Source organism: Microbacterium sp. Nx66, from assembly GCF_904066215.1.
Taxonomy (GTDB): domain Bacteria; phylum Actinomycetota; class Actinomycetes; order Actinomycetales; family Microbacteriaceae; genus Microbacterium; species Microbacterium meiriae.
This window is the reverse complement of the sequence record NZ_LR880474.1, coordinates 2,876,713-2,902,635: the sequence shown is the minus strand read 5'-3', so window position 1 is coordinate 2,902,635 and position 25,923 is coordinate 2,876,713. Positions and strand designations below refer to the sequence as shown.

30 protein-coding genes and 1 tRNA gene are annotated in these 25,923 nt (G+C 71.0%); 19 read left to right on the top strand and 12 right to left on the bottom strand.

Going from position 1 to position 25,923, the window contains the following annotated elements; translation table 11 throughout:
• Positions 1-71 precede the first annotated feature (71 nt).
• Positions 72-902, bottom strand: a complete 831-nt coding sequence (locus MICNX66_RS14065; RefSeq protein WP_232089099.1) for an endonuclease domain-containing protein — start codon at positions 900-902, stop codon at positions 72-74.
• Positions 903-1,069: 167 nt separating this feature from the next.
• On the opposite strand from MICNX66_RS14065, the gene MICNX66_RS14060 reads away from it, so the two are divergent.
• Both MICNX66_RS14060 and MICNX66_RS14055 read left to right on the top strand, forming a co-directional pair.
• Positions 1,070-1,561, top strand: coding sequence for a DUF1269 domain-containing protein (locus MICNX66_RS14060; RefSeq protein WP_187662382.1), 492 nt, complete (start codon positions 1,070-1,072; stop codon positions 1,559-1,561).
• A gap of 86 nt (positions 1,562-1,647) precedes the next feature.
• The gene (locus MICNX66_RS14055) at positions 1,648-2,163 is read left to right on the top strand and encodes a GNAT family N-acetyltransferase (RefSeq protein ID WP_187662381.1); all 516 of its coding nucleotides are present in this window, start codon (positions 1,648-1,650) and stop codon (positions 2,161-2,163) included.
• 10 nt (positions 2,164-2,173) lie between these two features.
• On the opposite strand, the gene MICNX66_RS14050 is transcribed toward MICNX66_RS14055, so the two are convergent.
• Positions 2,174-3,574, bottom strand: a complete 1,401-nt coding sequence (locus MICNX66_RS14050; RefSeq protein WP_187662380.1) for a threonine/serine ThrE exporter family protein — start codon at positions 3,572-3,574, stop codon at positions 2,174-2,176.
• A 96-nt stretch (positions 3,575-3,670) separates the two neighbouring features.
• On the opposite strand from MICNX66_RS14050, the gene MICNX66_RS14045 reads away from it, so the two are divergent.
• Complete coding sequence (locus MICNX66_RS14045) at positions 3,671-5,155, top strand: serine/threonine-protein kinase (RefSeq protein WP_232089098.1); 1,485 nt, start codon at positions 3,671-3,673, stop codon at positions 5,153-5,155.
• 39 nt (positions 5,156-5,194) lie between these two features.
• Here MICNX66_RS14045 and MICNX66_RS14040 read toward each other — a convergent pair whose 3' ends face one another.
• From MICNX66_RS14040 to MICNX66_RS14030, 3 genes are all read right to left on the bottom strand, one after another.
• Positions 5,195-5,533: a DUF7882 family protein gene (locus MICNX66_RS14040; protein WP_187662378.1), complete on the bottom strand. Its 339-nt coding sequence runs from the start codon at positions 5,531-5,533 to the stop codon at positions 5,195-5,197.
• A 150-nt stretch (positions 5,534-5,683) separates the two neighbouring features.
• A complete protein-coding gene (gene soxR, locus MICNX66_RS14035) occupies positions 5,684-6,118 on the bottom strand; it encodes a redox-sensitive transcriptional activator SoxR (RefSeq protein ID WP_060922707.1) in 435 nt (144 codons plus the stop codon).
• Between the two features lie 51 nt (positions 6,119-6,169).
• Complete coding sequence (locus tag MICNX66_RS14030; RefSeq protein WP_025102541.1) at positions 6,170-6,376, bottom strand: hypothetical protein; 207 nt, start codon at positions 6,374-6,376, stop codon at positions 6,170-6,172.
• Positions 6,377-6,489: 113 nt separating this feature from the next.
• Between MICNX66_RS14030 and MICNX66_RS14025 the strand changes: the two genes are divergently transcribed.
• From MICNX66_RS14025 to MICNX66_RS14010, 4 genes are all read left to right on the top strand, one after another.
• Entirely contained in the window at positions 6,490-6,864 is a 375-nt protein-coding gene (locus MICNX66_RS14025; RefSeq protein ID WP_187662377.1) for a VOC family protein, read from the top strand.
• Positions 6,865-6,953: 89 nt separating this feature from the next.
• Entirely contained in the window at positions 6,954-8,279 is a 1,326-nt protein-coding gene (locus MICNX66_RS14020) for a flavin monoamine oxidase family protein (RefSeq protein WP_187662376.1), read from the top strand.
• 106 nt (positions 8,280-8,385) lie between these two features.
• On the top strand, positions 8,386-8,550 hold the full coding sequence (locus MICNX66_RS14015) for a hypothetical protein (RefSeq protein WP_164498166.1): 165 nt from the start codon (positions 8,386-8,388) through the stop codon (positions 8,548-8,550).
• A 56-nt stretch (positions 8,551-8,606) separates the two neighbouring features.
• On the top strand, positions 8,607-8,975 hold the full coding sequence (locus MICNX66_RS14010; protein WP_187662375.1) for a hypothetical protein: 369 nt from the start codon (positions 8,607-8,609) through the stop codon (positions 8,973-8,975).
• Here MICNX66_RS14010 and MICNX66_RS14005 read toward each other — a convergent pair.
• Together MICNX66_RS14005 and MICNX66_RS14000 are read right to left on the bottom strand one after the other, a co-directional pair.
• Positions 8,909-9,826, bottom strand: coding sequence for a cytochrome c oxidase assembly protein (locus MICNX66_RS14005; protein WP_232089097.1), 918 nt, complete (start codon positions 9,824-9,826; stop codon positions 8,909-8,911). The two genes, MICNX66_RS14010 and MICNX66_RS14005, sit on opposite strands and share 67 nt — an antisense overlap.
• Positions 9,796-10,257: a DUF2243 domain-containing protein gene (locus MICNX66_RS14000; protein ID WP_187662374.1), complete on the bottom strand. Its 462-nt coding sequence runs from the start codon at positions 10,255-10,257 to the stop codon at positions 9,796-9,798. The genes MICNX66_RS14005 and MICNX66_RS14000 overlap by 31 nt, the downstream gene beginning before the upstream one ends.
• 124 nt (positions 10,258-10,381) lie before the next feature.
• Between MICNX66_RS14000 and MICNX66_RS13995 the strand changes: the two genes are divergently transcribed.
• From MICNX66_RS13995 to MICNX66_RS13980, 4 genes are all read left to right on the top strand, one after another.
• The gene (locus MICNX66_RS13995; protein WP_187662373.1) at positions 10,382-12,109 is read left to right on the top strand and encodes an MDR family MFS transporter; all 1,728 of its coding nucleotides are present in this window, start codon (positions 10,382-10,384) and stop codon (positions 12,107-12,109) included.
• A gap of 1 nt (position 12,110) precedes the next feature.
• Positions 12,111-12,566 (top strand): MarR family winged helix-turn-helix transcriptional regulator, encoded by a 456-nt coding sequence (locus tag MICNX66_RS13990; protein WP_187662372.1) that lies wholly within the window; start codon positions 12,111-12,113, stop codon positions 12,564-12,566.
• Positions 12,567-12,618: 52 nt separating this feature from the next.
• Positions 12,619-13,086, top strand: a complete 468-nt coding sequence (locus tag MICNX66_RS13985; protein WP_187662371.1) for a MarR family winged helix-turn-helix transcriptional regulator — start codon at positions 12,619-12,621, stop codon at positions 13,084-13,086.
• A 62-nt stretch (positions 13,087-13,148) separates the two neighbouring features.
• Positions 13,149-14,237, top strand: coding sequence for an alkene reductase (locus MICNX66_RS13980; protein WP_187662370.1), 1,089 nt, complete (start codon positions 13,149-13,151; stop codon positions 14,235-14,237).
• 16 nt (positions 14,238-14,253) lie between these two features.
• Here MICNX66_RS13980 and MICNX66_RS13975 read toward each other — a convergent pair whose 3' ends face one another.
• Entirely contained in the window at positions 14,254-15,039 is a 786-nt protein-coding gene (locus MICNX66_RS13975; RefSeq protein ID WP_187662369.1) for a DNA/RNA non-specific endonuclease, read from the bottom strand.
• Between the two features lie 126 nt (positions 15,040-15,165).
• Here MICNX66_RS13975 and MICNX66_RS13970 point away from each other — a divergent pair, with 126 nt between their 5' ends.
• A complete protein-coding gene (locus tag MICNX66_RS13970; RefSeq protein WP_187662368.1) occupies positions 15,166-16,563 on the top strand; it encodes a DUF1254 domain-containing protein in 1,398 nt (465 codons plus the stop codon).
• Positions 16,564-16,598: 35 nt separating this feature from the next.
• Here the strand turns inward: MICNX66_RS13970 and MICNX66_RS13965 are convergent, their stop codons facing one another.
• On the bottom strand, positions 16,599-17,288 hold the full coding sequence (locus tag MICNX66_RS13965; protein ID WP_187662367.1) for a DedA family protein: 690 nt from the start codon (positions 17,286-17,288) through the stop codon (positions 16,599-16,601).
• Between the two features lie 204 nt (positions 17,289-17,492).
• Here MICNX66_RS13965 and MICNX66_RS13960 point away from each other — a divergent pair, with 204 nt between their 5' ends.
• The 5 genes from MICNX66_RS13960 (at position 17,493) to MICNX66_RS13940 (ending at position 21,523) form a co-directional block, all read left to right on the top strand.
• Entirely contained in the window at positions 17,493-17,642 is a 150-nt protein-coding gene (locus MICNX66_RS13960; RefSeq protein WP_187662366.1) for a hypothetical protein, read from the top strand.
• 49 nt (positions 17,643-17,691) lie between these two features.
• Positions 17,692-19,047 carry an aminotransferase class I/II-fold pyridoxal phosphate-dependent enzyme gene (locus MICNX66_RS13955; protein ID WP_187662365.1) on the top strand — a complete coding sequence of 452 codons (1,356 nt, stop codon included), beginning with the start codon at positions 17,692-17,694 and terminating at the stop codon, positions 19,045-19,047.
• Positions 19,044-20,282 carry an aminotransferase class I/II-fold pyridoxal phosphate-dependent enzyme gene (locus MICNX66_RS13950; RefSeq protein ID WP_187662364.1) on the top strand — a complete coding sequence of 413 codons (1,239 nt, stop codon included), beginning with the start codon at positions 19,044-19,046 and terminating at the stop codon, positions 20,280-20,282. Before MICNX66_RS13955 ends, MICNX66_RS13950 begins: the two co-directional genes overlap by 4 nt.
• Before the next feature lie 13 nt (positions 20,283-20,295).
• Positions 20,296-20,366 (top strand) — tRNA-Cys (locus tag MICNX66_RS13945).
• A 44-nt stretch (positions 20,367-20,410) separates the two neighbouring features.
• Positions 20,411-21,523 carry a DegT/DnrJ/EryC1/StrS family aminotransferase gene (locus tag MICNX66_RS13940; protein ID WP_187662363.1) on the top strand — a complete coding sequence of 371 codons (1,113 nt, stop codon included), beginning with the start codon at positions 20,411-20,413 and terminating at the stop codon, positions 21,521-21,523.
• A gap of 2 nt (positions 21,524-21,525) precedes the next feature.
• Here MICNX66_RS13940 and MICNX66_RS13935 read toward each other — a convergent pair whose 3' ends face one another.
• Positions 21,526-22,377: an AraC family transcriptional regulator gene (locus MICNX66_RS13935; RefSeq protein WP_187662362.1), complete on the bottom strand. Its 852-nt coding sequence runs from the start codon at positions 22,375-22,377 to the stop codon at positions 21,526-21,528.
• A gap of 123 nt (positions 22,378-22,500) precedes the next feature.
• Between MICNX66_RS13935 and MICNX66_RS13930 the strand changes: the two genes are divergently transcribed.
• Complete coding sequence (locus MICNX66_RS13930) at positions 22,501-23,046, top strand: carboxymuconolactone decarboxylase family protein (protein WP_187662361.1); 546 nt, start codon at positions 22,501-22,503, stop codon at positions 23,044-23,046.
• A gap of 59 nt (positions 23,047-23,105) precedes the next feature.
• On the opposite strand, the gene MICNX66_RS13925 is transcribed toward MICNX66_RS13930, so the two are convergent.
• On the bottom strand, positions 23,106-23,819 hold the full coding sequence (locus MICNX66_RS13925; protein ID WP_187662360.1) for a glutamine amidotransferase: 714 nt from the start codon (positions 23,817-23,819) through the stop codon (positions 23,106-23,108).
• Between the two features lie 26 nt (positions 23,820-23,845).
• Here MICNX66_RS13925 and MICNX66_RS13920 point away from each other — a divergent pair, with 26 nt between their 5' ends.
• On the top strand, positions 23,846-24,526 hold the full coding sequence (locus MICNX66_RS13920) for an HAD-IA family hydrolase (protein WP_187662359.1): 681 nt from the start codon (positions 23,846-23,848) through the stop codon (positions 24,524-24,526).
• Here the strand turns inward: MICNX66_RS13920 and gabT are convergent.
• On the bottom strand, positions 24,510-25,853 hold the full coding sequence (gene gabT / locus MICNX66_RS13915; protein ID WP_187662358.1) for a 4-aminobutyrate--2-oxoglutarate transaminase: 1,344 nt from the start codon (positions 25,851-25,853) through the stop codon (positions 24,510-24,512). The genes MICNX66_RS13920 and gabT overlap by 17 nt on opposite strands.
• Positions 25,854-25,923 lie beyond the last annotated feature (70 nt).

Genomic DNA, 25,923 nt, shown 5'->3' with positions numbered 1-25,923 from the left:
AGGACATCTTGTCGTCGTCGGCACCCTCCGGCACGGGGGTTGCGTCGATCCTCGAGCAGGGGATAAGCGGTTCAGCGCAGATAGGCGTCGACCATCAGGGCGCCGCGGATGTCGCGGAGCCGGTCGATGAGCCGGGTGATCCCGGCTGTGCCCACGGAGGCGAGGGGAAGGTCGAACGGGCCCAGGGGCTCCAGCTTCCCCATGCGCAGCCGGACGACCTCCCATCCGGCGCTGCGGACCGCGCGGTCCTTCCGGCGGTCCGTCTCCTCCCGCTTGCCGACGTGCTCCAGCCCGTGCCGGCCGACCGTGTCGTACTCGACCGCGATGCGCAGCTCGGGGAGCAGGATGTCGGGCCACACCTCCGTATGCCGGAAGAAGGGCCGCCCGACCTTGATCGCGTTGAGCTCGTCGGGGAACACCAGCCGTTCGGCCAGTGCCTGCCGGAGCTTCCCCTCCGCCGCCGAGGCCGGCTTCGGAGCGCATGCGCTCAGGAACGCGGTTCCCGTCGGCAGCGCAGGAGTCTTGGTGCAGAGCGCCGGTGCCGGCTTCTTCGGACGGGCGGGGAGCGCACGCGCCTCTCCGAGGATCACCGGCTGCGGCCGCGCCAGCGCCGCGCACTCCGGACACCAGGACGAGCGCCGTCGGACCCGCCCCGGACGCTCGCGCTGCTCGGTCGGCGTCGCCGCGAACAGGTGCCCGACGGCGCACTCCCAGCAGAGCAGGACATCGGCGGCCAGCGGGATCTGCGAGAGCACGATGCCGTGGTTGAGCTCCGGGTGGTACTGCCGGATGAGCTCGGGGTAAGCCGCCCACGCCGCCCGGTACGTCCCGACCGCGTAAGGCACGTCGAGTCCGCGCGAGAACTGCCGTCTCGCCCACCACTGCTGCACGGACTCGGGCACGACAGCGACCGTAGGCCAGGCCACGGACATCGCCGCGCGGAGTCACCAGGGTGAACATCGCTCGCCGCTCTGTCGTGTCCCCAGGGGCGCGCCTAGGGTCGGTGGCGAAGACCGGTGCCTCTGCGCGCGTGGAGAGCATCTCCGACCGCAACCGAAAGCAGGAAACCATGGCTGAACTGATCGTCATCTCCTATGACACCGAGAGCGACGCGGAGGGCGCCTACAACCGCGTCCAGGCCCTGCAGGACGACCTCGTCGTCGAGCTCGCGGGCCTCGCGCTCGTGAAGGTCGACGGGGAAGGCAAGACGAAGGTGGAGTACCCGGGCGCCGGGAGCAGGATCGGCCTGGGCGTCGCGTCTGGTGCCCTGTTCGGCGCGCTGATCGGCATCCTGTTCTTCATCCCGGTCGCCGGCCTGGTGTTCGGCGGCCTGCTCGGGGCCCTGTTCTCCGGTCTCGACAAGACCGGCATCGACGCCGAGTTCCGCGACCGGGTCAAGGCCACCGTGACGGCCGGCAAGTCGGCCGTCGTCATCTACGCCCTCAAGCTCACGGAGGACAAGTTCGCCGAGGCGCTCGCCCCGTACAACGGCACCGTCGTGCAGACCTCGCTGTCCAAGGAGGACGAGGCCGAGCTGGTCAGGGACCTCGGCGGCCACTGACCGCCCACTGATGCGCCCGCCGTGGATCCGCCCGCGGCGGGCGCATCGTCGTCTCCGGTGTCGGTGGGGCGTGCAAGGCTGCGCGCGTGGACACACTGAGCCTCCGGCCCTGGTCGGCCGACGATCTCCCTCTCCTGCGGGCGGCGAACACCCCGGAGATGACGGTGCACCTCAACGGGCCGGAGAGCGCGGCGGAGGTGCAGGCGCGTCACGAGAGGTACCTGCGTCTCGTCGCAGACGGCGAGGCCCTGATGTTCGCGATCATCGACGACGAGGGGCAGCCTCTCGGCTCGATCGGCGCGTGGCGGATCACGTGGCAGGACGAGCCCGCGTGGGAGACCGGCTGGTTCGTGCTGCCTGCCGCGCAGGGCCGGCGGGTGGCCGCCCGCGCTCTCGCTCTGCTCGTCGACGTGCTCCGTGGTCGAGTGGGGGACGGGCGGCTCCTGCTCGCGTTCCCCGCGGTCGACAACCCCGCGTCGAACGCCGTGTGTCGTCGCGGCGGGTTCACTCGCCGGGGAACGATCACGGAGGACTTCCGCGGGGCCGAGCTCACGGTCAACGAGTGGGTGCTCGACCTCGCCGCCGACTCCTCGACGGGATGACGCCGTCGGGTCAGCGGCGCACGCGCGCCCTGGTCTTCGCCACCCCGGCGAGAGTCGCCCGCACCGGCGTTCCGAGGTAGAGCCCGAGGGAGGCGCCGGAGGCGAGGGCGATGCCGATCACGGCGGCGTCGATGAGCGATCCGCCCACGGTCAGCATCCCGGTGGAGGTGCCCGCCGCGTGCACGACCTCGAGCAGGCCCTGGAAGACCGCGACGCCGGGGACGAGCGGGACGATCGCCGCCGTCGTCACCGCGACCGAGGGCACGTGCAGGTTGTGTGCGATGAGCATGCCGATGAAGCTCGCCAGCAATGCTCCGACCGCGCTCGCCGCGGCCGGGTGCAGCTGGAGCGCGACGGTGCCCGCGTACCCGGCGAGGGTGACGGCGCTGAGCAGGGCGCTGACGAGGATGATGCGGATCCCGGCGCCGTTGAACACGGCCACCGCGACCGCGATGATGATGGCCCCCGCGAACTGGTTGAGCAGGGGACCGAACGGCGCCGGGTCGTCCGGGAGCTCCATCGTGAAGCCCAGCACGCCACCGAGCTCCAGCCCGACGAGGATGCCGATCACCACGCCGAGCGTCTGCATCGTCAGGTCGAGGATGCGCCCGCCGGCGGTGAGCGCGAAGCCGTCGATGGCGTCCTGCGCCGCGCCCACCACGGTGAGCCCGGCGAGCATGAGCACGATGCCCGAGGCGACGATGATCGACGGACGGATGCCGACGAACGGTTCGATCCCCGCGCTGCCGAGCGCCGAGACAGCCACCGCGACGACCGTGGTGACGAGGCCCCCGGCGATCTGGCTGAAGAACAGCGGCACCCGCAGCCGGGCGAGGCCCGCCTGGGTGAGCGCCGCCCCCAGGGCCGCGACGAACGTGAGACCCACGATGAGCGGAGAGGCCCCGAGCATGATGCTCACCCCGACCGCGAGGAGCGCCCGTGCGACGATCACCACGGGCTGCTGATAGCGGAAGGGCACGCGGCGGATGACGCGGAAGGCGGTGCGCGCGGATTCCAGGTCCAGGCCGCCGTCGATGTCGGCCACGAGCGCCTGCACGCGCTGCAGCTTGGCGTGGTCCGGGGCGGCGACGCGGACCACGCGGACGAGGGTCTCCGGCCACACCTCCCCGCTGAGATGGAAGGAGACCGTGATCGAGTTGTAGGTCACGTCGACCTGCACGCCCTTGAGTCCATAGGCCTCGCACACGCGGGTGATCGCGAGCGTGACCTCGTGGGCGGAGGCGCCGACCGCGAACATCGACTCCCCGATGCGCGTCGCGAGATCGAGGACCCGCGGGACGGTGTGCTCGTCGATCACGGGCATCGCCTCGGTGTGGGCGACGGTGGACGGATCGGTGTGCAGCAGCCGGCGGACGGAGTGGAGCAGTCGCTGAGGGGAACGCGCGGGCATATGTCCCATTCTCCCGCGGGCGAGGACCTCCCGATCGACCGCCCCGCTGTCAAGGCCCGAGACGACCTCCGGCCACGCTTCTAGAGTGGCCTCGCCGTGGCGCTCCCGACGCCGTGGCAGGAGGACTCGACGATGACGGATGACTCGCTTCCCACGGAGGCGCTGCTCGATGGTCGCTACCACCTCCGGGAGTGCGTCGGGCAGGGCGGGATGGCGCGGGTGTACCGCGCCGAGGACTCGCTGCTCGGGCGCACAGTGGCCATCAAGATGCTGCGTGCGGAGACGGAGGAGGGGGCCGCGTCCGAGCGCGCTCGTGGCGAGATGACCGTCCTCGCCTCACTCAACCATCCCGCGCTGGTCACGCTGTACGACGCGCAGCTGCATCCCGGGCGGGCCGAGTACCTGGTCATGGAGTTCATCGACGGGCCGACCCTCGCGGCGCGGATCGCCCAGGGGCCGCTTCCTTCGGACGAGGTGGCGGCGCTGGCTGCCGACCTGGCGGAGGCCCTGCACGTCGTGCACGGCGCGGGCATCGTGCACCGCGACATCAAGCCCTCCAACGTCCTGCTCACGGGTCGCTCTCTCGCCGGGAGCCGATCGGGCGCGAAGCTCGCCGACTTCGGGATCTCGGTGCTCGTGGACGCGGCCCGGCTGACGTCTCCGGGGACGGTGATCGGGACCGCGGCGTACCTGGCGCCGGAGCAGTTGAACGGCGCGGCGCCGGCGCCCGCCGCCGACATCTACGCACTGGGGCTGGTCCTGCGCGAAGCGCTCACCGGAGAGCGCGCGTTCGCCGAGGCGGAGGGGATCGGGGCCACCCTGGCCCGCCTGATCGAGCCGCCTACGATCCCGGAATCCGTGGGTCCGGCGTGGTCCGCGCTGCTCCAGCGGATGACCGCCACGGATCCCGAGGACCGGCCGAGCGCCGCCGGCGTCTTCGCGGCGGTGTCCGCGCTCGCACAGGATCCTTCGCTGCCGCCCCGCCCGCCGGTGCCGGCCCCCATCGCCGCCGCAGCATTCGCGGATCGGACACCGACCGGCCCCTCCGCGCCCCCGACGCAGACCCGCGTGCTTCCCGTTCGTCCGTCTGCCGAGGGGGCGATGCTCCGCGCCCAGGCCCCTCGCACGCAGCGCGTCCGGCGGCGCCGCGGGCTCCTGACCGGCGCGGTCGCGGTCGCGGTGGCGCTCACCGTCGCCGGAACGCTCTGGGCGGCGGGGGCACTCAACCCGAATCCCGCGGTGACGCCTGTCGACACCGAGCCGAGCCCTCGTTCATCGCCCACGCCGGCAGTCGTGGTGCCCGTGACCGTCCCGGAAGACGGGGAAGAGCCGTCGACACCGGCCGAGGCTCCGCCCGCGGCACCGGAACCCGGGCCCGGCGTGCCGGCCGACAAGAAGGCGGAGAAGGCTCAGGAGGCCGCGGAGAAGGCCACGCAGAAGGCCGCCGAGGAGCAGCGGAAGGCCGAGGAGGACGCGCAGAAGAAGGCCGAGAAGGCTCAGGAGCGCGCCGAGAAGGAGGCGGAGAAGGCCCAGGAGGAGGCGGAGGAAGCGGAAGCGGAGGACGCCGACCTCGAGGACTGAGTCCTCGGGCCTGCGACCTCCGCGTCGGCGGAGCCGGTGTCAGACGGTGAGGTCCGCGAGCTGCCGGGAGGCACTGCTCGTCTCGGTCGGCTCCGGCACCAGGTACAGACCGTTCGTCGTGTTCGCGGTGTACGCCAGAGCGTCCACCCACCGCCGGTTGATGGCCGGGGGCCTGCTGCCGAAGAACTTGAACACGATGTTCGCGTTCGCGTGCACCCAGACTGTCGTCCGGCCGCCGCCGACGGAGGCGTCTTCCTTCCACGAGAACGGCATCGGCTCTCCGCGCCGGAGCTTCGTCATCATGACGAGCTGGATATGTGTGAGAGCGCGGTCCTCGATCTCGACCTTCGGACCGCCCTCGTAGATGAACTTGCCCATTGGATGGATCCTTCGTTCCATCACCACAGGAACCCGTTGCCAAGAGGCGCAACCACGCTGATCGCTGGTGGGGATATCTCTACGGTCTCACCTATCCCGGATTCGCAACACCCCACCTTCGTCCAGCGGTCGCGGCGGAGGTCCCCGGTCTCAGATGCGGCGAGGGCCGGGACCGTTCTCGCCCAAGGCGTCCTCGGGGTTCAGCAGGCGGCAGGCCTTGAGGGACAGGCAGCCGCAACCGATGCAGCCCGCGAGCTCGCGCTGCAGATGCTCGAGCTGCGTCCGTCGCTCCTCGAGCTCGGCGCGCCAGCGTTTGGCCACGCGGCGCCAGTCGCCGTGCGAGGGCGGCGCGTCCACGGGCAGGGTCTGGAAGAGCTCCTGCACCTCGCTGAGCGGGATGCCGATGCGCTTGGCCACGACGATGATGGAGATCCGGCGCAGCATGTGTCGGCGATATCGCCGCTGGTTGCCGGGCGTGCGCGTCGAGGCGATGAGACCGAGCTGCTCGTAGAAGTGCAGCGCGGAGGGGGCGACGCCCGTGCGTCGGGTGACCTCTCCGATCGGGAGGAGATCGTCGGGTTCCATCCGCCGCCCTTCCGTAGACCTCAACAATAGTTGAGGAACGGGCGGAACGGGTCAGCGCGACGTGGGCGGAAGCTTGTCCACGCCGTGGCGGTTCGGCTTGTCCGGCTCTGCCGCCGTCTCCGGCGTCACGTCCGGGCTGTCGGCGGGTGCGCCGGACGTCGGATAGTGCGGCTCGTCGATCTCGACGGCCTTGTCCCGCTCATCCGCCGGGGGGAGGTGGTCCAGGGGCTGCTTGATGTCATCGGGGTGGTGGCTCATGGACCCAGGGTGCGCTGTTCCGCCTGCAGCGCCCAGGGGGTTGTCATCCGGTCGGCGGTGTGGTCGGTGGGGAGCGCTACGGTGAACGGACACGACCACGGAGGGTTTCCCACATGGCATCCGTCCTCACCGGACTCGACCACATCCAGCTGCCCGTCGCCGATCTGGCCGCGTCCATCGCGTGGTACCAGCGCCTGCTCGGCTTCCGCGTCCTCACCGACTACGGCACGAGCGCCATGCTCCGGGCCGAGGGTGGCCCGGACCTCATGCTCTGGGAAGCGCCGGGGCACGCGCCGATGAAGCTGACGGTGGCGGGGGAGGAGCGGCCGATCTTCTTCCTGCGCACGACCGAGGTCCACGCCCTCGCGGAGCGGTTCGCGGCAGAGGGCGTCGATGTCGTGAGCTTCGACGACGGCGGCTTCGCTCTCTTCCTGAAGTTCTTCGACCCTGACGGCACCCTGCTCGGGGTCATCCAGCACGCCGCCTGACGCAGAGGCCCCGCCACCCTGTCGATGCCCGCCCGCCTGGGCTATCGTCGGGGCACGGCTCCGTGCGGCGGGGCTGCGAGGAGGGGCGCATGGAGCAGGTCGACGCGGTGATCGTGGGCGCGGGCGTGGCGGGCTTGACCGCTGCGCGGCTGCTGCAGGGCGAGGGGCGGACGGTCGTGGTGCTCGAAGCGCGCGACCGGGTCGGCGGCCGGGTGCATACGGACCGGACCGACGGCATCGTCGATCTCGGCGCCTCGTGGATCCACGGTGTCGACGGCAGCCCGGTGGCTGCCGCCGCCGAGGCCTTCGGCATGCGGACCGTGGAGTTCACCGTCGGCGGGTTCCAGGTGGACAGCCGGCCGATCGCGTATCACGGTCCCGACGGTCGCCCGCTCTCGGCGGAGGAGGCGCGCGCCTTCGCCGCGGATGTCCACGCGGTGGACGAGGCGCTGCCGGCTGTCATCGCCGCCTCCGGCCCCGAGGCCTCCTACCGCGACGTCACGGACCAGGTGCTCTCACGCCGGCAGTGGAGCGCGGACCGCGCACAGCGAGTGCGTGAATACCTGGAGCATCGCGCCGAGGAGCAGTACGGGGCGTGGATCGAGGACCTCGCCGCGCATGGCCTCGACGACGACGCGATCGCGGGCGACGAGGTCGTGTTCCCGGACGGGTACGGGGTGCTCCCGGAGCGCCTCGCCGAAGGGCTGGACGTCCGGCTGGAGCACATCGTCACCCGCGTCGACTGGAGCGAGGACGGCGTCTGGGCGCGGACCTCGCGCGGGGAGTTCTCCGGCGATACGACGGTCGTCACGGTCCCGGTCGGCGTGCTGCAGTCCGGGACCATGGAGATCGTGCCTCCGCTGCCGCCCGTCAACGCCGAGGCATTGGGACGGCTGCGCATGAACGCCTTCGAGAAGGTCTTCCTGCGGTTCCCCACCCGGTTCTGGGAAGACGGGGTCTACGCGTTCCGGCAGCAGGGGCCCGAGGCACGGTGGTGGCACTCCTGGTACGACCTCACGGCGCTGCACGACGAGCCGCTCCTGCTCACCTTCGCCGCAGGGCCCGCGGCCGTCGCGACGAGGGACTGGAGCGACGACCAGGTGCAGGCCTCGATCATGGTCCAGCTCCGCCGGCTGTACGGGGACGGGATCCCGGATCCGATCGGCCTGCATCGCACGGCCTGGCAGGACGATCCGTTCGCGCACGGGTCTTACGCGTACATGACGGTCGGGTCGACCACCGCGGATCACGACGACCTCGCCACCCCGGTCGGCGGCGTGCTGCACCTGGCGGGCGAAGCCACCTGGACCGACGACCCGGCGACCGTGCCGGCGGCCGTGTTCTCCGGGCATCGCGCGGCCGAGCGCATTCTCGGACGGACGGTACCGATCGAACGGCTCTGGACGCAGGGATGACGCCCCGGCGCGCCGGCAGTGTGGCCGTCGCGGTGTCCCCGGTCAACCCCCTGCGTCGCCGGGGCCGGCGCGCATACGGTCGTCGGAACGAACAGAGGAGGAGAGCATGAGCGACCCCCAGAACACGCAGGGCACTCCCGGCGCCGACGAGGAAGCCGACACGGCCTCCGGCGGCGCTCCCGACGACAGCGGCGAGAGCACCGACGACGTGCTCGAGCGTGAGACGACGGACGACGAGGGCAAGCCCCTCGAGAACCCGTCCGGCGGCTGACCGCCGCACCGCCCGAGGGTCAGCCGCGCCCCAGGCGGCGCGGCTACCCTCGGGTCATGCGCCGAATCGCCATCGTCCCCCTGCTGCTCGCCGCCGGTCTTCTGGCCGGGTGCGCCCAGGTCACTCAGGCTGCCGGAGACGCGTTCGGAGTCCCGGTCGTGGAGACCTGCGCCACGCTCGATGACGCATACGCCCAGTACCAGGCGCTGCTCGCGCAGGGCGACGTGTCCGCGGAGCAGCTCGACGCCGCCCGCGACGACCTCGTCGCCACGCTCGACCGCGTCGCCGACGGCATGGACGGACAGCTCGGCGACCTCATCCGCTCCGGCGCCGATCAGCTCGGCGGCATGACCGACCTTCAGGCTCCGGAGACCGTCGAGGCGATCGAACGCCTCCACGACGGGCTCTCCTCGTTCTGCGGCTGAGCCGAATCCCGCGGTCGGGTCGCCACGAACCACTGTCGGAGCAGCAGCACGATGAGCAGCACGTCCACCGCGTCACCGGCGTAGAACATCAGCTCCGCGCCGATCCGAGCGTCCCCGACGTCGACGCCAGCGGGCGGGTGGGCCCACAGCCACTTGGCGAGGATCGAGTGCGCGGCGACGAAGACGATGAGGACCCCGGCCCGCACGGTTACCGACGCGCGGTGCGGATCCGGATCGAGCCCCACGATGCTCGCCGTGAACAGGTATCCGGTCAGCAGCACGTGAAGATGCACGGCGGCATGCAGCCATGGTGAGGCGTGCATCAGGGGGAACAGCGGTGTGGCGTAGAGGAGCCAGAGACCGCCGACATTGAGGGCGCCGGCGACCACCGGATGCGTGAGCGCCCGGATCGGGCCGCTGCGCAGCACTCGGGACAGAGTGCGCGCCCGCGGCACGGGGAGGGCGCGCAGGGCCAGCGTGACCGGCCGCCCGAGCACGAGGAGGAGTGGCGCCAGCATCCCCACGAGCACGTGCCCGGCCATGTGCACCGGGAAGCTGCTGTGGGCCAGGGCGGCGAACGGTCCGACCATGCCGACTCCGGCGCAGAGCAGACCCGCCATCCAGGCGGCCGTCCGCGGCCGAGGCCAGGGGCTGCGGTCCCGGGTCTGCCGCAACCCGACGAGATAGAGAACGGCTGCGGCGAGGAGGGCGACGAGCGCGACCGGCGCGAGCAGATCGATCCCGCCTCCGACGGCGTCGGTGTCGATGCCCGGCGTCTCGGGCGGTCCGTGGTGTCCGTCGTGACCCTCGCGCATGGCCGTCACCGCGCCGGGTCCGGGCGGGTCCGCCACACCATGAGGATCCCTGCAGCGAGCAACAGGACGGCCGACACGATCCAGACGGTGTCGTAGAGCACGAGGTCGACGCCGTAGCGGATCTGGTGGATCCCGAGGAGCTTGTGATCGACCACGCCGTCGAAGAGCTGGAAGAACCCGACCCCGGTGATCACCGCGCCCGTCCAGCGCGTCCATCGCACGGGGCCACGACGGCGGACGTCGGCGAGGAGGAAGGCGCCGAGGATCGTGATGAACCAGCCGAACGCATGGAAGAACCCGTCCGAGACGAGGGCCACGTCAGGGGTCGACAGATCGTAGAAGTGGTGCCAGTGCAGCACCAGGTGGAAGACGAAGAGGTCGATCATCGAGGCGGCGATCCCGCAGCCGAACAGGAAGCCCGACAGCAGCAGGCGCCGGTCGGGGCGGGGCATGGCTCCGGAGGTCATGCGGTCAGGGTCGTCCGTCCCGCCCACCCCGGCGACGTCCTTGACCCCGGCCTCCGAGTGCGGTAGCCGTCGATAGTTGCGAAACCGCAACTATCGGCGTATGGTTGATCTCGATCAACTTTCTATGCAGGAGCATTCCCCCGTGACACACACCTCATCCTCTTCCGAGACCACGCGCTCGGCCCGCGAGGTCTTCACCGCGATCTCCGGCCTCATCGTCGGCATGTTCGTCGCCGTGCTCTCCGGCACGGTCGTCTCGACTTCGATGCCGGTCATCATCGCCGACCTCGGTGGCACGCAGTCGCAGTACACCTGGGTCATCACCGCGAGCCTTCTCGCCACCGCCGTCTCCACCCCGATCTGGGGCAAGCTCGCCGACCTGGTCGACCGCAAGGTGCTGGTCCAGATCTCGCTCATCCTCTTCACGGTCGGCACCGTGATCGCCGGATTCTCGACCGATACGAACATGCTCATCGCTGTCCGCGTCGTGCAGGGCATCGGCGTCGGCGGTCTCATGTCGCTCGTCATGATCGCGGTGGCCCTCATCATCTCGCCGCGTGAGCGCGGCAAGTACATGGGCGTCGTCGGCGGCATCATGGCCCTCGGCACGATCGGCGGACCGCTGCTGGGCGGACTCCTCACCGACGTGTGGGGCTGGCGCTCCAACTTCTTCGTCGGCGTCCCGTTCGCGATCCTCGCCCTCGTGCTGCTGCAGTTCACGCTGCACCTGCCCAAGCCGCAGCGCGGCACGAAGGTCTCGATCGACTACTTCGGCATCGTCCTGCTCGCCGTCGGCGTCTCGACGCTCCTCATCTGGGTGTCCATGGGTGGCAACCAGTTCGACTGGGACTCCGGGACGAGCATCGCGCTCATCGTGACCGCGGTCGTCGCGATCGCCGCCTTCATCGTGGTCGAGTTCTTCGTCAAGGAGCCGATCGTCCCGATGACGCTGTTCCGCAACCGCACCTTCACGCTGTCGGTCATCGCCTCGATCGCGATCGGCGTCTCGATGTTCGCGACCTCGGTCTTCCTCGCGCAGTACTTCCAGCTGGCCCGGGGCGCGACGCCCACCGAGTCGGGCCTGATGACCATCCCGATGATCATCGGTCAGATGGGCGCGTCGATCATCATCGGCCAGCTCGTCAGCCGCTTCGGCAAGTGGAAGAGCTGGATGGTCACCGGCTCGATCCTCGCCACGATCGGCGTGAGCCTGATGGCGACGCTGCGCTACGACACCCCGTTCCCGCTGGTCGCTGTCTACATGTTCGTCCTCGGTGCCGGGCTCGGCATGGTCATGCAGAACCTGACCCTGATCGTGCAGAACGACACGGCTCCGCAGCAGCTGGGCGCGGCCTCGTCGAACGTCAACTTCTTCCGTACGATCGCCGGCACCATCGGTGTGACCGTCATGGGGTCGCTGCTCTCCACGAGCGTCGCCGACTTCATGAAGGACGGTCTGAAGGGCTTCGTCCCGACCACGCCCGACGAGATCAGCGCCCTGGAGCGCCTGGGTTCCGGCGACGTGCCGAAGGTGGGCGAGCTGCCCGACACGATCCGCACGATCGTCGAGAGCGCCTACGGGCACGGCATCGCGGACGCGTTCATCCTCGCCATCCCGCTGGCGGTCATCGCGATCATCGCGATCGCGTTCATCAAGAACAAGCCGCTGTCCACCAAGAACGCCGCGGAGCAGCTGCGCGAGCAGGCCGAGGAGTCCGTCATCGAGGTCTCCGAGGCCGAGGTCGGCGCGAACCTCTCGACCGGGACCATTCGCACCGGGCAGGCCGAACCGGCGACCACCACGGGGTCCGTGAGCGTGCTCGAGCGCGACGATCGGAAGCAGGAGCGCTGACATGAGCGCGTCCGAGGCGGTCGGCACCCCCGACGTCGATACCGCCCTCAGCGACCTCCAGGCGCATCTCAACCTCATCTTCGCGCGGACCCGGTCGCTGTGGAAGGAATCGGCGTCCCGGGTCCACCCGGAGCTGCAGGTGGCGGGGTACAAGCTGCTCACCTTCATCGACCGGGCGGGCTCGGCCAGCGCGCATGAGCTCGCCGAGCGCTTCGAGATGGACAAGTCCGTCGTCAGCCGCCAGGTGCGGATGCTGGAGGAGCTCGGGCTGATCGCCTCGGTGCCGGATGAGCGCGACGGCCGGCTCCGGGTGCTCACCGCGACACCGGCCGCGTGCACCGCGCTCACCGATGTCCGCCGGGAGTACGGCAGCCGACTCCGCGCTGTCATCGATGAGCTCACGCCCGCGGAGATCGACGCCGCATCCAAGGTGTTCCGGCTCCTCGCCGAGGTCTGAGCACAGCCCCGCGACCGCATCCGGTCGCGGGGCTTCGCCGTACACTGGCGATATGAGCGCCCCGTCCGACGAACCCGCCGACGGCGCTCCGATCGACGACCTCGACCAGGCGGTCGCCCGCGTCGAGCACGAGCTCGGCCGGCTGTTCGCCCGCATCCGCGTCGGGTGGCGCGAGGCCGCGGTCACCGTGCATCCGGATCTCCAGCCGCTGGGCTACCAGGTGCTGACCTCGATCCTCGCCGGACGGGCGACCTCGGCGGGAGCACTCATCGAGCGCCTGCAGACGGACAAGTCCGCGGTGAGCCGGCAGGTGCGTCAGCTCGAGCAGCTCGGGCTCGTCGAGAGCATCCCCGATCCCGAGGACGGTCGCGCCCGGGTGCTGGTGGCGACCCCGCTGGCCGAGGAGCGCGTGGCTCTCGCCCGCTCCCGGTATGAGGGGCGCATCGGCGAGCGCCTGCGCGGCTGGACCGCCGCCGACCTCGACCACTTCGCGAACCTCGTCGCCGATCTGGGCGGTTGATACACCGGAATACGTCATCGATTCACGGGAATACAGTGGCGGTCGGACGCCTTGGCCCCACTGTGACTCTCTACGACTCCGCCGACTTCGGCTCGCTGCACCTGTCCAACCGCGTCGTCATGGCGCCGCTCACCCGCACCCGTGCGGACGCGGAGGGCGTGCCGACCGCGATCATCGAGGAGTACTACCGCCAGCGGGCCGGGCAGGGACTCATCATCTCGGAGGGGGTCTGGCCGGTCCTCGAAGGCAAGTCGTACCCTGGGCAGCCGGGCATCGTGACCCCCGCGCAGATCGAGGGATGGCGCCGCGTGGCCGACGCCGTGCACGCCGAGGGCGGCACCATCGTCATGCAGCTCATGCACGGCGGCCGTGTGGGCCACCCGGACATCTCCGGCGAGCCCCGCGTCGTCGCGCCGAGTGCTCTGGCGGCCCCCGGGCAGACGCGGACCCTCAAGGGCAAGGCCGATCTGCCCGTCGCGCATGCCCTCACCCTGGACGAGATCCCCGTGGTCGTCGAGCAGTTCGTCCAGGCCGCGCGTAACGCGATCGCGGCCGGCTTCGACGGCGTCGAGGTGCACGGTGCCAACGGCTACCTCGTCCACGAGTTCCTGTCCCCGGTGTCCAACGTCCGCGACGACCGGTACGGCGGCTCGCCGGAGAACCGTGCGCGCTTCGCGGTCGAGGTGACCACGGCGGTCGCAGCAGCCGTGGGTGCCGACCGCACCGGAATCCGCCTCTCACCGGCCCACGGCATCCAGGGCGTCATCGAGGACGACCCCGCCGACGTGCTCGCGACCTACACCGCGCTCGCCGAAGGACTCGCACCTCTGGGGCTGGCCTTCGTCGATGTGCTGCACCCCGAGCCGGCCGGAGAACTCGTGCAGGCCATCCGCCGAGCGGCGGGCGCTGCGTTCATCGTCAACACCGGCTTCGGCGTCGAGACCACCCGAGCCGCGGCCGAGGAACTGGTCGCGGAGGACTGGGCCGACGCGGTCGCGGCCGGGCGTCCCGTCATCGCCAACCCCGACCTCGTGGAGCGGTGGCGGACCGGGGCCGAGCTGAACGAGCCCCGCCCCGAGCTGTTCTACGGCTCGACTGCCGAGGGGTACATCGACTACCCGTCGCTCGAGGGCGTGCGCGCCGGCGAGTGACGCGGGGTGCCCGCTGTCACAGGACGATGTCGTCGGCGGTGTGCAGCGGGCGCCATGCCGTCTCGCGGAGTCCGCGCCGGGGGAGCACATCGGCGTCGGGAAGGGGGCCGAGGTCGACTCCGGTGAGGGCGGTCACCTCGGCGACCGGTACTTGGAACGTGCGGAAGGCCCCGAGACTCGCGACGGCGAAGACGCCCTCCCGCGTGTCCACGAGCTCGGTCTGGTCGAGGATGAATGCGGCGGCCGCGAGTCGGTCCTCGGAGCGCCACGCCACGATCTTCCAGTACTGCAGGGGCACGCGGATGCCGCGGTACGGCGGGTCGGCGTCCGCGAGCACCGGGGCCGTGAACACCGACAGGCGCTGCGCGGTCGCCTCGGCATACGCCAGCACGTGGTCCTCCAACCCGAGCCAGAGGTCCTTCGACTGGTTGAAGGCGGCCGCCTGCGGGGCCGCGTTGGGGTAGGTGAAGGTGGCTTCCGCAGCGGCGCGGGCCTCGTCGAGCTCCCCCCAGCCCGGGTCGCGGCGACGGACGAGGTGTCCGCGGTCGAGGTCGTTCCGGGCGTAGACGGCGGACCCCGCCTGTTCCTCCGCGGGCACCCGGGGGTCGAGGCGCCACTCACCCGTGCGCGGGAGATCCCGCAGGCGGGCGCCATCGATGGTCACGCCCGTCACCGCGGCGAGGCGCCGTTCCGGATCGAGCAGCACCGTGAACCGGGGCGCAGGGAGCGCGCGCACCGGCATCGGGGGCACGGGCAGCGGCAGCGGGATGCCGAGGAACGCGGGGTCGTAGCCGTCCGTCATGCCACCATCGTGCCCCGCCCCGCCGACATCACACCTCTTCCGCGTGCTCGTCCGCCCCACTACTGTCGGGGTTCAGGCGGAGCCGATTCGCGCAGTACGGGAGCGCGCTGACAGAGGGGGACGGATATGACCGGAGCGAGCGGACTCGACGGGGTACGGAAGGACGGCGAGCTGCCGGCGCGGGAGTCGATCCCCGCGATCTTCGACGAGCTGGACTTCCAGTTCGCCTGCCAGGCCTACCTCTGGGCTCTTCCGCTCGTCTCCTACGCGCAGTGGAAGTCGCAGCACGAGGAGGTCTTCGGTGCGACGAGCAGTGATCTCGTCCGATACCTGACGTATCGCGACCGCCTCGGCCTCATCACGGCGAATGCCACGACGCCGTACATCCTGAACTTCTTCGACCTCGCCGAGACCGGACCGCTGGTCATCGACCTGCCCCCGGGGCACACGGCCGGCGGCGTCTCCGACTTCTGGCAGCGGGAGGTCGGGGCGATGGGGGAGATGGGGCCGGACCAGGGGCGCGGCGGCAAGTACGTGATCGTCGCGCCCGGGGCGACCGTCCCCGCAGACATCACGGCCGAGTTCCGGATCCTGCAGTCCTCCGGGGTCAACATCATGTTCGGCTTCCGCACGCTCGACCCTGATCCGGAGCGCGCCGATGCCCTCGTGCGCGCCGTACGGATCTACCCGTACCGCGATCGGGAGGACCCCGCACCGACGCGCATCATCTCTCCGGACGGTCGGCCGTGGAGCGGCGATCAGCCGCGCGGCATGGACTACTGGCGTCTTCTGCACCGCATCTACCAGTCGGAGGTCGTCGACGAACGCGATCGCTTCTATCTCGCGATGCTGCGGCAGCTCGGCATCCGCGTCGGGGAGCCCTTCGCGCCGGACGACCGTCTCACCCGCATCCTGGAGCGCGGCGCCGAAGCGGGTGAGCTGATGGCGCAGGCGAACACGTTCGCGAAGCGCTTCGCGCAGGGGAGCTACTGGCCCGACCGTGTGTGGGAGCAGGCGATCGTCCTGGACAACTCCGCGCAGCGGGGCGACGGCTATGACGAGCTCCTCGAGAGGGCCTCATGGTTCTACGAGGCTGTCAGCTTCTCGGAGGCGATGAAGAGCACCACTCCCGGTGTCGGGCAGGCCTACCTCGGTGCCTACACCGATGCCGACGGAGAGTGGCTCGACGGTGCCCGCACCTATCGCCTGCACGTGCCGGCGGACGTGCCGGCGAAGCTGTTCTGGTCTGCGACGGTGTACGACGCCGACACCCGCTGCCTCATCGACAACGAGCAGCAGCGCGGCGACCGCGGGTCGCGCGATGAGGACCTCCGATACAACGAGGACGGCTCCGTCGATCTGTGGTTCGGCCCGGAACCGCCGACGGAGGGGCGCTCGAAGTGGGTGCAGACGATTCCGGGGCGGCACTGGTTCAGCTACTTCCGTTTCTACGGGCCGCTGCAGCCGTACTTCGATCGGTCCTGGAAGCTCGGCGACATCGTCGCGGCCGACGCCGCCGGCTGACACCTCGTGACACGAAGCCGCGCGGGGGAGGGGCCTCAGGCCTGACCGTTGTCCTCTGCCCGCCGTGCCGCGGCTTCGCGCATGCGGCGGCGGATGCGCAGCGCGATGAACACCAGAAGCAGCAGGATGAGCACGCCGACGACCACATCGGAGATCACGCCGCTCCACTGCTCGAGGATCGGCCGGATGGCGGGGCCGAAGGCGAAGCCCAGGCCGATCCAGATGCCGTTCCAGACCGCCGAGCCGACCAGCGTGTACAGCGTGAACTTCCACAGCGCCATGCGCTCGATGCCGGCCGGGATCGAGATGAACGAGCGCACGAGGGGCACGCAGCGACCGAACAGCACGGCACCGCCGCCCCAGCGCGCGAAGAACGCCTCGGCCTTGTCGAAGTCGTCGTGGTCGAGAAGGGGGATGCGTCCGACGATGCGCCGTGTGCGGTCCCGGCCCACGGCCGCGCCGAGTGCATACCAGATCCATGCACCGACGAGTCCGCCGATGGTGGCCGCGGCCCAGGCGCCCCAGGCGTTCATCCGCCCGTCGTAGGCAAGGAATCCCGCCGCCGGGAGGATCGCCTCCGAGGGGATCGGCGGGACGAACGTCTCGATGAGCACGGCGAGGCCGACGCCGACCTCGCCCAGGGTCTCGATCAGGCTGAGCACCCAGCCGATGAATCCGTCGTAGCCGGGGGCGGAAGCGGCGAGGGGGAGAGTGCCGGGGGTCATCGTGTCCTCTGTCGGGGGATCGCGGTGATCGTGCGGGATGCGGGAGGAGATCCGTGGGGACCGACCGCTCCTGAACGGTAACCGGTGTACCTGGGCTCCGCCTGCGTGCATCGGGAGCCGGGCCACCGGAGGCGGCGTTGTCAAGGTGCTCGCTCCGGCAGCGCGGCGGGCCGATCATGGAGTCCCATCAACCGAGGAGGCATCATGACCGATCCGCGACAGGACGAGACGACCGGATTCCACGGCGAGCCCCCGACCGCGAACAACGGGGAGGGCGACGCGCCCGAGGTCGACGTGACCGACCTGGAGCCTGAGGAGATCGAGGACGGCGTGGAGGTCGACGACCGCCCCTGATCCCCGAGGAGATTTTGACATAGGTCAAAATCTCCCCTACCGTCGAGTCATGGCAGCGGCGGAGAGCAGAGACGACGAGACCGACGGGATCAGCGGCGTCACCGCCGCGGAGATCTCGGAGAGCGTGCGCGACCTCGTCGAACGGGGGACGCTCGTCGCCGGGGACCGCTTGCCGCCGGTCCGCACGCTGGCCGAGCGGCTCGGCGTCAATCGCAACACTGTGCTCGCCGCCTACCGCGCACTCGTCACCGCCCGTATCGCGACCACCGGCGGGCGCACAGGGACGACCGTGCTCGGACCCGTCGCCACGCCGGATGAGGGCTTCACGCCCGGAACCGCGCTCCGCGACATCGCCAACGGCAACCCTCAGGCGGCCCTCCTTCCCGACCTCGCCGCCGCTCTCGCAGCCGTGCACCCGAGCCCCGTCCTCTACGGCGAGTCGGTGATCGATGCCGGTCTCGCCGAGTGGGCGACCCGATGGATCGCGGAGGACCAGCCTCGCCCCTTCCGCCTTTCGGTCACCGCCGGGGCGGTCGACGCGGTGGAGCGCCTGCTCGCTCAGACGCTCGTGCACGGCGACCGGGTGGGTCTCGAGGATCCGTGCTTCCTCTCGAGCATCCAGACCGCGCGTCTGGCGGGGTACACGCCCGTCGCGATACCCGTCGACGACGAGGGCATGACCGTGGAGGGGGTGCGTGACGCTCTGGAGAGCGGTGTGCGCGCGATCGTCTGCACGCCCCGCGCGCACAACCCCACCGGGGTCAGCATCAGTCCCGCGCGTGCCGCGGCGCTGCGCGAGGTGCTCGCTCCGCACCCCCACGTCCTGGTGATCGAGGACGACCACTTCTCGCTGCTCGCCCCGACTCCGTACGCCACCGTCATCGGACCGGGCCACGAACGGTGGGCTCTCGTGCGGTCGGTGTCCAAGTTCCTCGGACCCGACATGCGGCTGGCCCTCACCGCGTCCGACCCCGTCACCGCCGAGCGCCTCGCCCTCCGGCTCAGCCCCGGCACGATGTGGGTGAGCCACGTCATGCAGCAGCTCGCCGCGACCATGCTCCGTGACGAAGACGTGCACCGGCTCATCGCGAAGGCGGGGGCCCGATACGCCGCGCGCAACAGGTCCTTCGCCGCGCTCGTCTCCGCCCGTGGATCGGACGTCACCGCGGAGAGCGGTCTGAATGCGTGGGTCGATGTCCGCGAGGAGGCCGCGGTCGTCGCCGAGCGGCTCGCGCACCGCGGATGGCTCGTTCGACCGGGGTCCGAGTTCGCGCTGGAGGACGGCTCGCCCGGCGGCCACCATCTGCGTCTGACGGTGCACGACCTCGACGACGCCGACCTGCGACGACTGGCCGACGACATCGCCGCCGCTTCCGGTCCGGCCGAGGCCGAGGGGGACGAATGACGGCCAGGGCCCCGTTCCGGATCGGCCGATCATCGCGCCTGGACGGCGTGCTCTACGACCTGCGGGGTCCGGTGGCCGAGCGTGCGGCCGAGTTGGAAGCCCGCGGCGAGCAGATCCTCCGCCTGAACATCGGCAACCCGGCCCCGTTCGGTTTCGAGGCGCCGCCGGTCATCGTGGAGGCCCTGCGCGAGGCTCTTCCGCACGCCCATGGGTACTCGGAATCACCGGGCCTTCCGGAGACGAGGGAGGCGATCCGCGTGCACTACTCGCGCCGGGCCGGGTTCCCGTCCCTCGGGATCGAGGCGGTGACCGTCGGCAACGGCGTGTCCGAGCTGGTGGGTCTCACGTTGCAGGCGCTGCTGGAGCCGGGCGACGAGGTCCTCATCCCGAGTCCCGACTATCCGCTGTGGACCGCATCGACTGTCCTCGCCGGGGGTGAGCCCGTGCACTACCGCTGCGCGGAGGAGGCCGGGTGGCTCCCGGATCTCGAGGCCATGGCGGCGGCGATCGGCCCACGGACCGTGGCCATCGTCATAATCAACCCGAACAACCCCACCGGCGCGGTCTACCCGCGGGAGACCCTGGAGGGCGTGGCGGAGCTCGCCCGTCGCCATGGTCTGCTGCTGCTGTCGGACGAGATCTACGACCGTGTCGTGTACCCCGGATTCACGCACGTCTCCACGGCGCAGGTCGCCCCCGACGTGCCCTGCGTCACCTTCGCCGGCCTGTCGAAGACGCACCGCGTCGCCGGGTATCGGGCCGCCTGGGCGTTGACGACCGGGTTCGCTGCCGATGACCCCTTCCTCTCCGGTCTGCGGCTGCTCGCCTCGATGCGGATGTGCGCGTCCGTGCCGGCACAGCACGCGATCACGGCGGCCCTGGAGCACGACGCATCGCTCGACGCGCTCGTCGCGGCCGAGGGGCGGCTGACAATGCAGCGCGACGCCGCCACGGCCGCGCTCCGAGCCATCCCCGGCGTCGATGTGCAGGAGGCGGGTGGAGGGCTCTACCTCTTCCCGCGCCTCGACCCTGAGGTGTTCGGCATCCGTGACGACGAGCGTCTGGTGCTCGACTTCCTCGACGCGGAGCACATCCTGCTGGTGCACGGCCGCGCCTTCAACGGCGCCGACACCGATCACGTGCGCCTCGCCTTCCTGCCCGGGACCGACACGCTGATCGATGCGGTGCAGCGCTTCGGCCGCTTCCTGCAGGGGTACTCGCCGCCGGGCGCGTGAGGACATCTGACCCGGTGGAGTGACCGAGTGGCCAGGTCGCGGTCCGCAAGACCGTGCACGCAGGTTCGATTCCTGCCTCCACCTCCGATCCGGCTCGCGCCGAGCCGTTCCCGACGAAGGACATACCCATGCAGAAGGACTTCATCCCGGCCGCCGCGCCGCTCATCGGCGACGACGAGGTGGCAGCCGTCGAACGCGTGCTCCGCAGCGGCATGCTCGCCCAGGGCCCCGAGGTGGCGGCGTTCGAGCGCGAGTTCGCGACGCAGTTCGTGGAGGGCCGCACCACCGTCGCGGTGAACTCGGGGACGAGCGGCCAGCTCCTGGGCCTGCTCGCCTCCGGTGTCGGCCCGGGCGACGAGGTGATCGTGCCGTCCTTCACCTTCGCGGCGGTGGCGAACTCCGTGGTCCTGGCCGGCGCGACGCCGGTGTTCGTCGACATCGAGCCGAGGCACTTCACGCTGGATCCGGCGCGGGTCCGTGCCGCCGTCACCGCCCGCACGAAAGGCATCATGCCGGTGCACCTGTACGGGCATCCGTTCCTCGTGGACGACATCGAGGAGGTCGCCAGGGACCATGGCCTGGACATCTACGAGGACGCCGCGCAGGCCCACGGCGCCGCCTGGCGAGGCCGGCCGGCCGGGACCATCGGCAGGTTCGGCATGTTCAGCCTCTACCCGACGAAGAACATGACGGCGATCGAGGGCGGCATGGTCTCGTGCGTCGATGAGCAGGTCGCGCGCAGGGTCCGACTGCTGCGCAACCAGGGTATGGAGACCCAGTACGCGAACGAGGTCGTCGGCTACAACAACCGGATGAGCGAGGTGCACGCCGCGGTCGGTCGGGTGCAGCTCGGGCGGGTCGCCGCCTGGATCCGCCAGCGCCAGGAGAACGCCGCATTCCTCGACGGCGCGCTCGCCGGCATCGACGGGCTCACCGTGCCTGCGGTCGCGGAGGGCGCCGAGCACGTCTACCACCAGTACACGGTGCGGGTCGCCGCGGGGGAGCGCGACCGGGTGCGCGACGCACTCCGCGACGAACACGGGGTGGGCTCCGGCGTCTACTACCCGATCCCGAACCACCGGCTACCCTCGCTGGCGCGCTTCGCGCCGGCCGACGAGCTTCCGGAGACCGAACGGGCAGCGCAGGAGGTGCTCTCCCTCCCCGTGCACCCTTCGCTCACGGCCGGCGACCTCGACCGGATCGTGACCGGGGTCGCTGCCGTGATGTCAGCCGGCGGCTGAGCTCAGGCGGCGAGGCCGAGCCAGGCCCGCGGAGAGCGACCAAGCCGCTGGGCGAACGCGCGGGAGAAGGCGGAGGCGCTCGCATAGCCGAGGTCGGCGGCCACAGCGCTCACGGACATCCCCGCACGGAGCTGTTCCTGGGCGATCGTGAGACGCCACTCGGTGAGGTAGTCGCCCGGCGCTCGGCCCACGACCTCCTTGAAGCGCGCCGCGAAGGCGCTGCGCGACATCGCGGCGGTCCGCGCGAGAGTGTCGAGCGTCCACGGCTCGCCGGGGGCCTCATGCATCGCCACGAGGGCGGGTGCGAGGCGTTCGTCCGCAAGGCCGGGCAGCAGCCCCGGCGGGAGGGTGAGATCGCCGGAGTGGTCGAGCATCCAGCGCAGGAGCTGGATGAGCACGACCTCGAACATCCGGTCCGCCAGCAGCGGACGACCGCAGCGCACGTTGTCGACCTCGGCGAACAGGAGGTCCAGCGCGGGGGCGAGGGTGGACACCTCGTCGAGCGGCAGGACGATCACCGAGGGGAGGGTGCGGACGAGCGGGTGCGTGGCTCCGCCGTCGAAGTCGATCGTCGCGCAGGCGAAGTCGGATTCATCGGTCGGGGCGTTGAGGAAGGTGTGGTCGACGGGGCGGGGGAAGAACAGCAGGCTCGGGCGGGTGATCGTCTCGCGCTCGATGCCGCCGTCCGGGCGCTGGTGTGTCACCTCCATCTCGCCGCGACGCAGCACGTGGAGGAAGCCGTGGCCCGCACTCGCGGCGAAGACCGTGGTCCCGCACAGGGGTCCGGTGTGGAACAGGCGGCTGCGCACCCGGAAGCGGTCGAGCAGCGGGGTGAGGCGGTCGAGCGGTGGCATGCTTCCATTCTTCTGGACGATATGTCACGAACGCAAGACCAAATGATGCGTATCGTACTGCGCGGCGAGCAAGACTGGAGGGGAAGCCGAATCCGGCCCGTCCGAAACACAAAGGAGCACCCCATGCCCAACGTCCCTCTCGTCGACCGTGAGACCGCCACCGGCCCCGTCAAGGAGCAGCTGGAGCAGATCGGCTCCGCCTTCGGCGCCGTCCCCGCCATGTTCCGCGCGGTCGCGAACTCGCCCGCCGCGCTCACCAGCATGTGGAGCGCTTTCGGCGCCTACGGTGGGGGCACGCTCGGCGCGGCCCTCGGTGAGCAGATCGCGGTCGCGGTCGCGAACCGCAACTCCTGCGGCTACTGCCTCGCGGCGCACACCGCGCTCGGCAAGAAGGCGGGCCTCACGACCGAGGCGCTCGCCGAGGCCCAGGCCGGCAACTCCGACGACCCCCGTACGGCCGCTCTGCTGGCCTTCGCGCTCAAGCTCGTCGAGGAGCGGGGTCAGGTGACCTCGGCCGACGTCGACGCTCTCCGCGCGCACGGCTGGAACGACGAGCAGATCGTCGAGACCATCGGCCAGGTCGCGCTGAACCTCTTCACGAACTACGTGAACATCGCGCTCGACGTGCCGATCGACTTCCCGACGGTGCCGCTGCGTCGCGCCGCCTGAGGTCGAGGGGAGCAGAGGCCGGATTCGCTGGGGGTCCGGCCTCTTCCCCTGCCCGCCCGCTACGCCTCGACCTCGTCGAGCCAGTCGCTCAGCACACGGATGGCGAGGGCCTCGAGCCGCGGGCCGTGCCGCTGCGCCTGCTCCCGGATCGTCCGCGGGTCGATGCCGTGGTGATGGAGCTCGTGCGCGTGACCGATGAGCCAGCGCTCGATGACGCGGTGGTCGGCTTCCAGGTGGAACTGGAGTCCGAGCGTGCGCGCGACGGCGAAGGCCTGATGGGGGAAGCCGGGCGTGTGCGCCAGGGAGTGCGCCCCGGCGGGGATCGCGAACTCGTCGCCGTGCCAGTGCAGCACGGGCTCGCCGTCGAGAGGGGCGAGGACGGACTCCCGGCCCTCGGGGGTGAGTGCGAGCGGGCCGTAGCCGATCTCGACGGCCCCGGTCGGGCGTACCTCTGCGCCCAGAGCCTCGGCCAGGAGCTGGGTGCCGAGACAGACGCCGAGCGTGGCGCCGCCCGTGGCGAGCCGGGTCGCGAGAGCCGCCTTCGAGGAGTGCAGGAAGGGATACCGATCCTCGTCGTACACGCCGATCGGTCCGCCGAGGACGAGGAGCAGGTCCGTGCCAGCGACGGCGTCCGGGTCGATCGCGTCGATGCCGGCGTCGAGCAGTGTGGTCTCGTAGCCGCGCGCCGCCAGCAGCGGGGCGAGGATCCCGAGGTCTTCGAAGGGGACGTGGCGGACGGCGATCGCCGTCCGGGGCGTGCGGGACGCGGACATGCACTCTCCTCGGATAGATTTGACCTATGCCAAAAATAGCACACGAGGTTCGCGGTGCCGAGGTGATCGTGCGCGCCGCGGGGGTCCTGTTCGACTGCGACGGCGTGCTGGTGGATTCCGTCCCCTCGGCGGCGATCGCGTGGGACGCCTGGGCGCACCGGCACGCCCCGGGATTCGACTTCCTGCGGGACGCGCCTCATGGCATGCGGCCGAGTGAGGTGGTCGCGGCGATCGTGGGGCCGGAACGCGCGGCCGAGGCGGCGGCCGACCTCCTCGCTCGGGAGCTCGCCGTCGCCCCGGTGACGACCGGGATCCCCGGGGCCGCTGCCCTGCTCGCTGCGCTGCCCCCGAAGCTGTGGGCGGTCGCGACGAGCAGCAACCGAGCGGTCGCGACCGCACGGATGGGCGGAGCGGGTATCCCGACGCCGGCGGTGCTGGTCGCCGCCGAAGACGTGGACAGAGGCAAGCCCGCGCCCGACCCGTACGTCCGTGCCGCACGGCTCCTCGGGCGGGACCCGGGGGCTTGCGTCGTCTTCGAGGACTCGGCGCCGGGGATCAGCGCGGCGCGAGCGGCCGGTGCCGGCCTCGTGGTCGGGGTGGGCGCAGACTCCGGGGCGGCTGACCCCGACCTGGTCGTGCACGACCTCGCCCACGTGCGGTGGAGCGGGGAGGCGCTGTGCCTCCGCGTGCTCAGCGGAGCGCGCTGAGGGCCTCGTCGATCACGTCCACGGCGACGTCGAGCTGCTCGTCGGTCGTGGTCAGAGTGGGGAGGAAGCGGATCACGTTGCCGTCGCTGCCGGCGGTGAGCAGCAGGATGCCGCGCTGGGCGGCGAACTCCGCGATCATGGAGGCGGCCCCGGCCAGCGGTCGCGTCGTCCCGGGGGTGCTCAGCTCGAAGGCCTGCATGGCGCCGATCCCGCGGACGTCGCCGATGACCGCATGGCGAGTGCGCAGACCCTCGAGTCGGGCGGACAGGTGGGCGCCTATCCGGCGGGCGTCGGCGAAGAAGGTCCCGTGCTCGAGCTCGTCGAACACTGCGAGGGCGGCGGCGATCGAGACCGGGTTGCCGCCGAATGTGCCGCCGAGGCCGCCAGGGTCGGGCGCGTCCATGATCTCGGCGCGGCCGGTCACCCCGGCCAGGGGCAGCCCGCCGGCGATGCCCTTCGCCGTGAGCACGAGGTCCGGCACGAGGTCGAAGTGCGTGCTCGCGAACCACGTCCCGGTGCGCCCGAGGCCCGTCTGGATCTCATCGGCGATGAACACCACGCCGTTCTCCGTGCACCACTCCCGCAGGGCGGGGAGGTAGCCCTCGGCCGGGACGACGAAGCCGCCCTCGCCCTGGATGGGCTCGGCGATGACGGCCGCGAGGTCGTGGACGCCGATCCGCTGTTCGAGATGGGCGATCGTGCGCGCGGCGGCTTCCTCGCCGTCGAGGCCGTCGCGGTAGGGGTACGAGTTGGGGACGCGGTGGACATCGGGCGCGAACGGACCGAACCCGGTGCCGTACGGCGCCGCCTTGTGGTTCATCGCGAGTGCGAGGTTGGTGCGCCCGTGGAACGCGTGGTCCAGGGCGGCGACGGCGCGCCGTCCCGTGTGCCTCCGGGCGATCTTGACCGCGTTCTCGACGGCTTCGGCGCCGGAGTTCGCGAAGGCCGTGCGGGTCTCGTGGGTGCCGGGGACCTTTTCCGCGAGCAGTTCGGCGAGGCGCACGTAGCCCTCGTAGGGGGTGACGGTGAAGAGCGTGTGCGTGACCCGGTCGAGCTGCTCCGCCGCGGCGGTGACGGCTGCGAGGTTGGTGTGGCCGATGGTCGTCACGCCGATCCCGCTGCCGAGGTCGAGGAAGCGGTTGCCGTCGACGTCGGTGACCCAGGGGCCGTCGGCGTGCTCGATGTAGACGGGGAGCACGCTGCCGACGCCGCGCGGGACGACCCGTTGCCGGCGCTCGTGCAGCGCCCGGCTCTGCGGCCCTGGCACCTCGGTGCGCAGGCGCGGGGTCGACAGGGCGGTGTCGGAGAACAGGCCGGGTGCGGACATGGACGGGCTCCTTCGTGAAGGGGGTGTCGGCGGGTACGCGACGTGGTGTCGAAGCTATGTTAGATTTTGA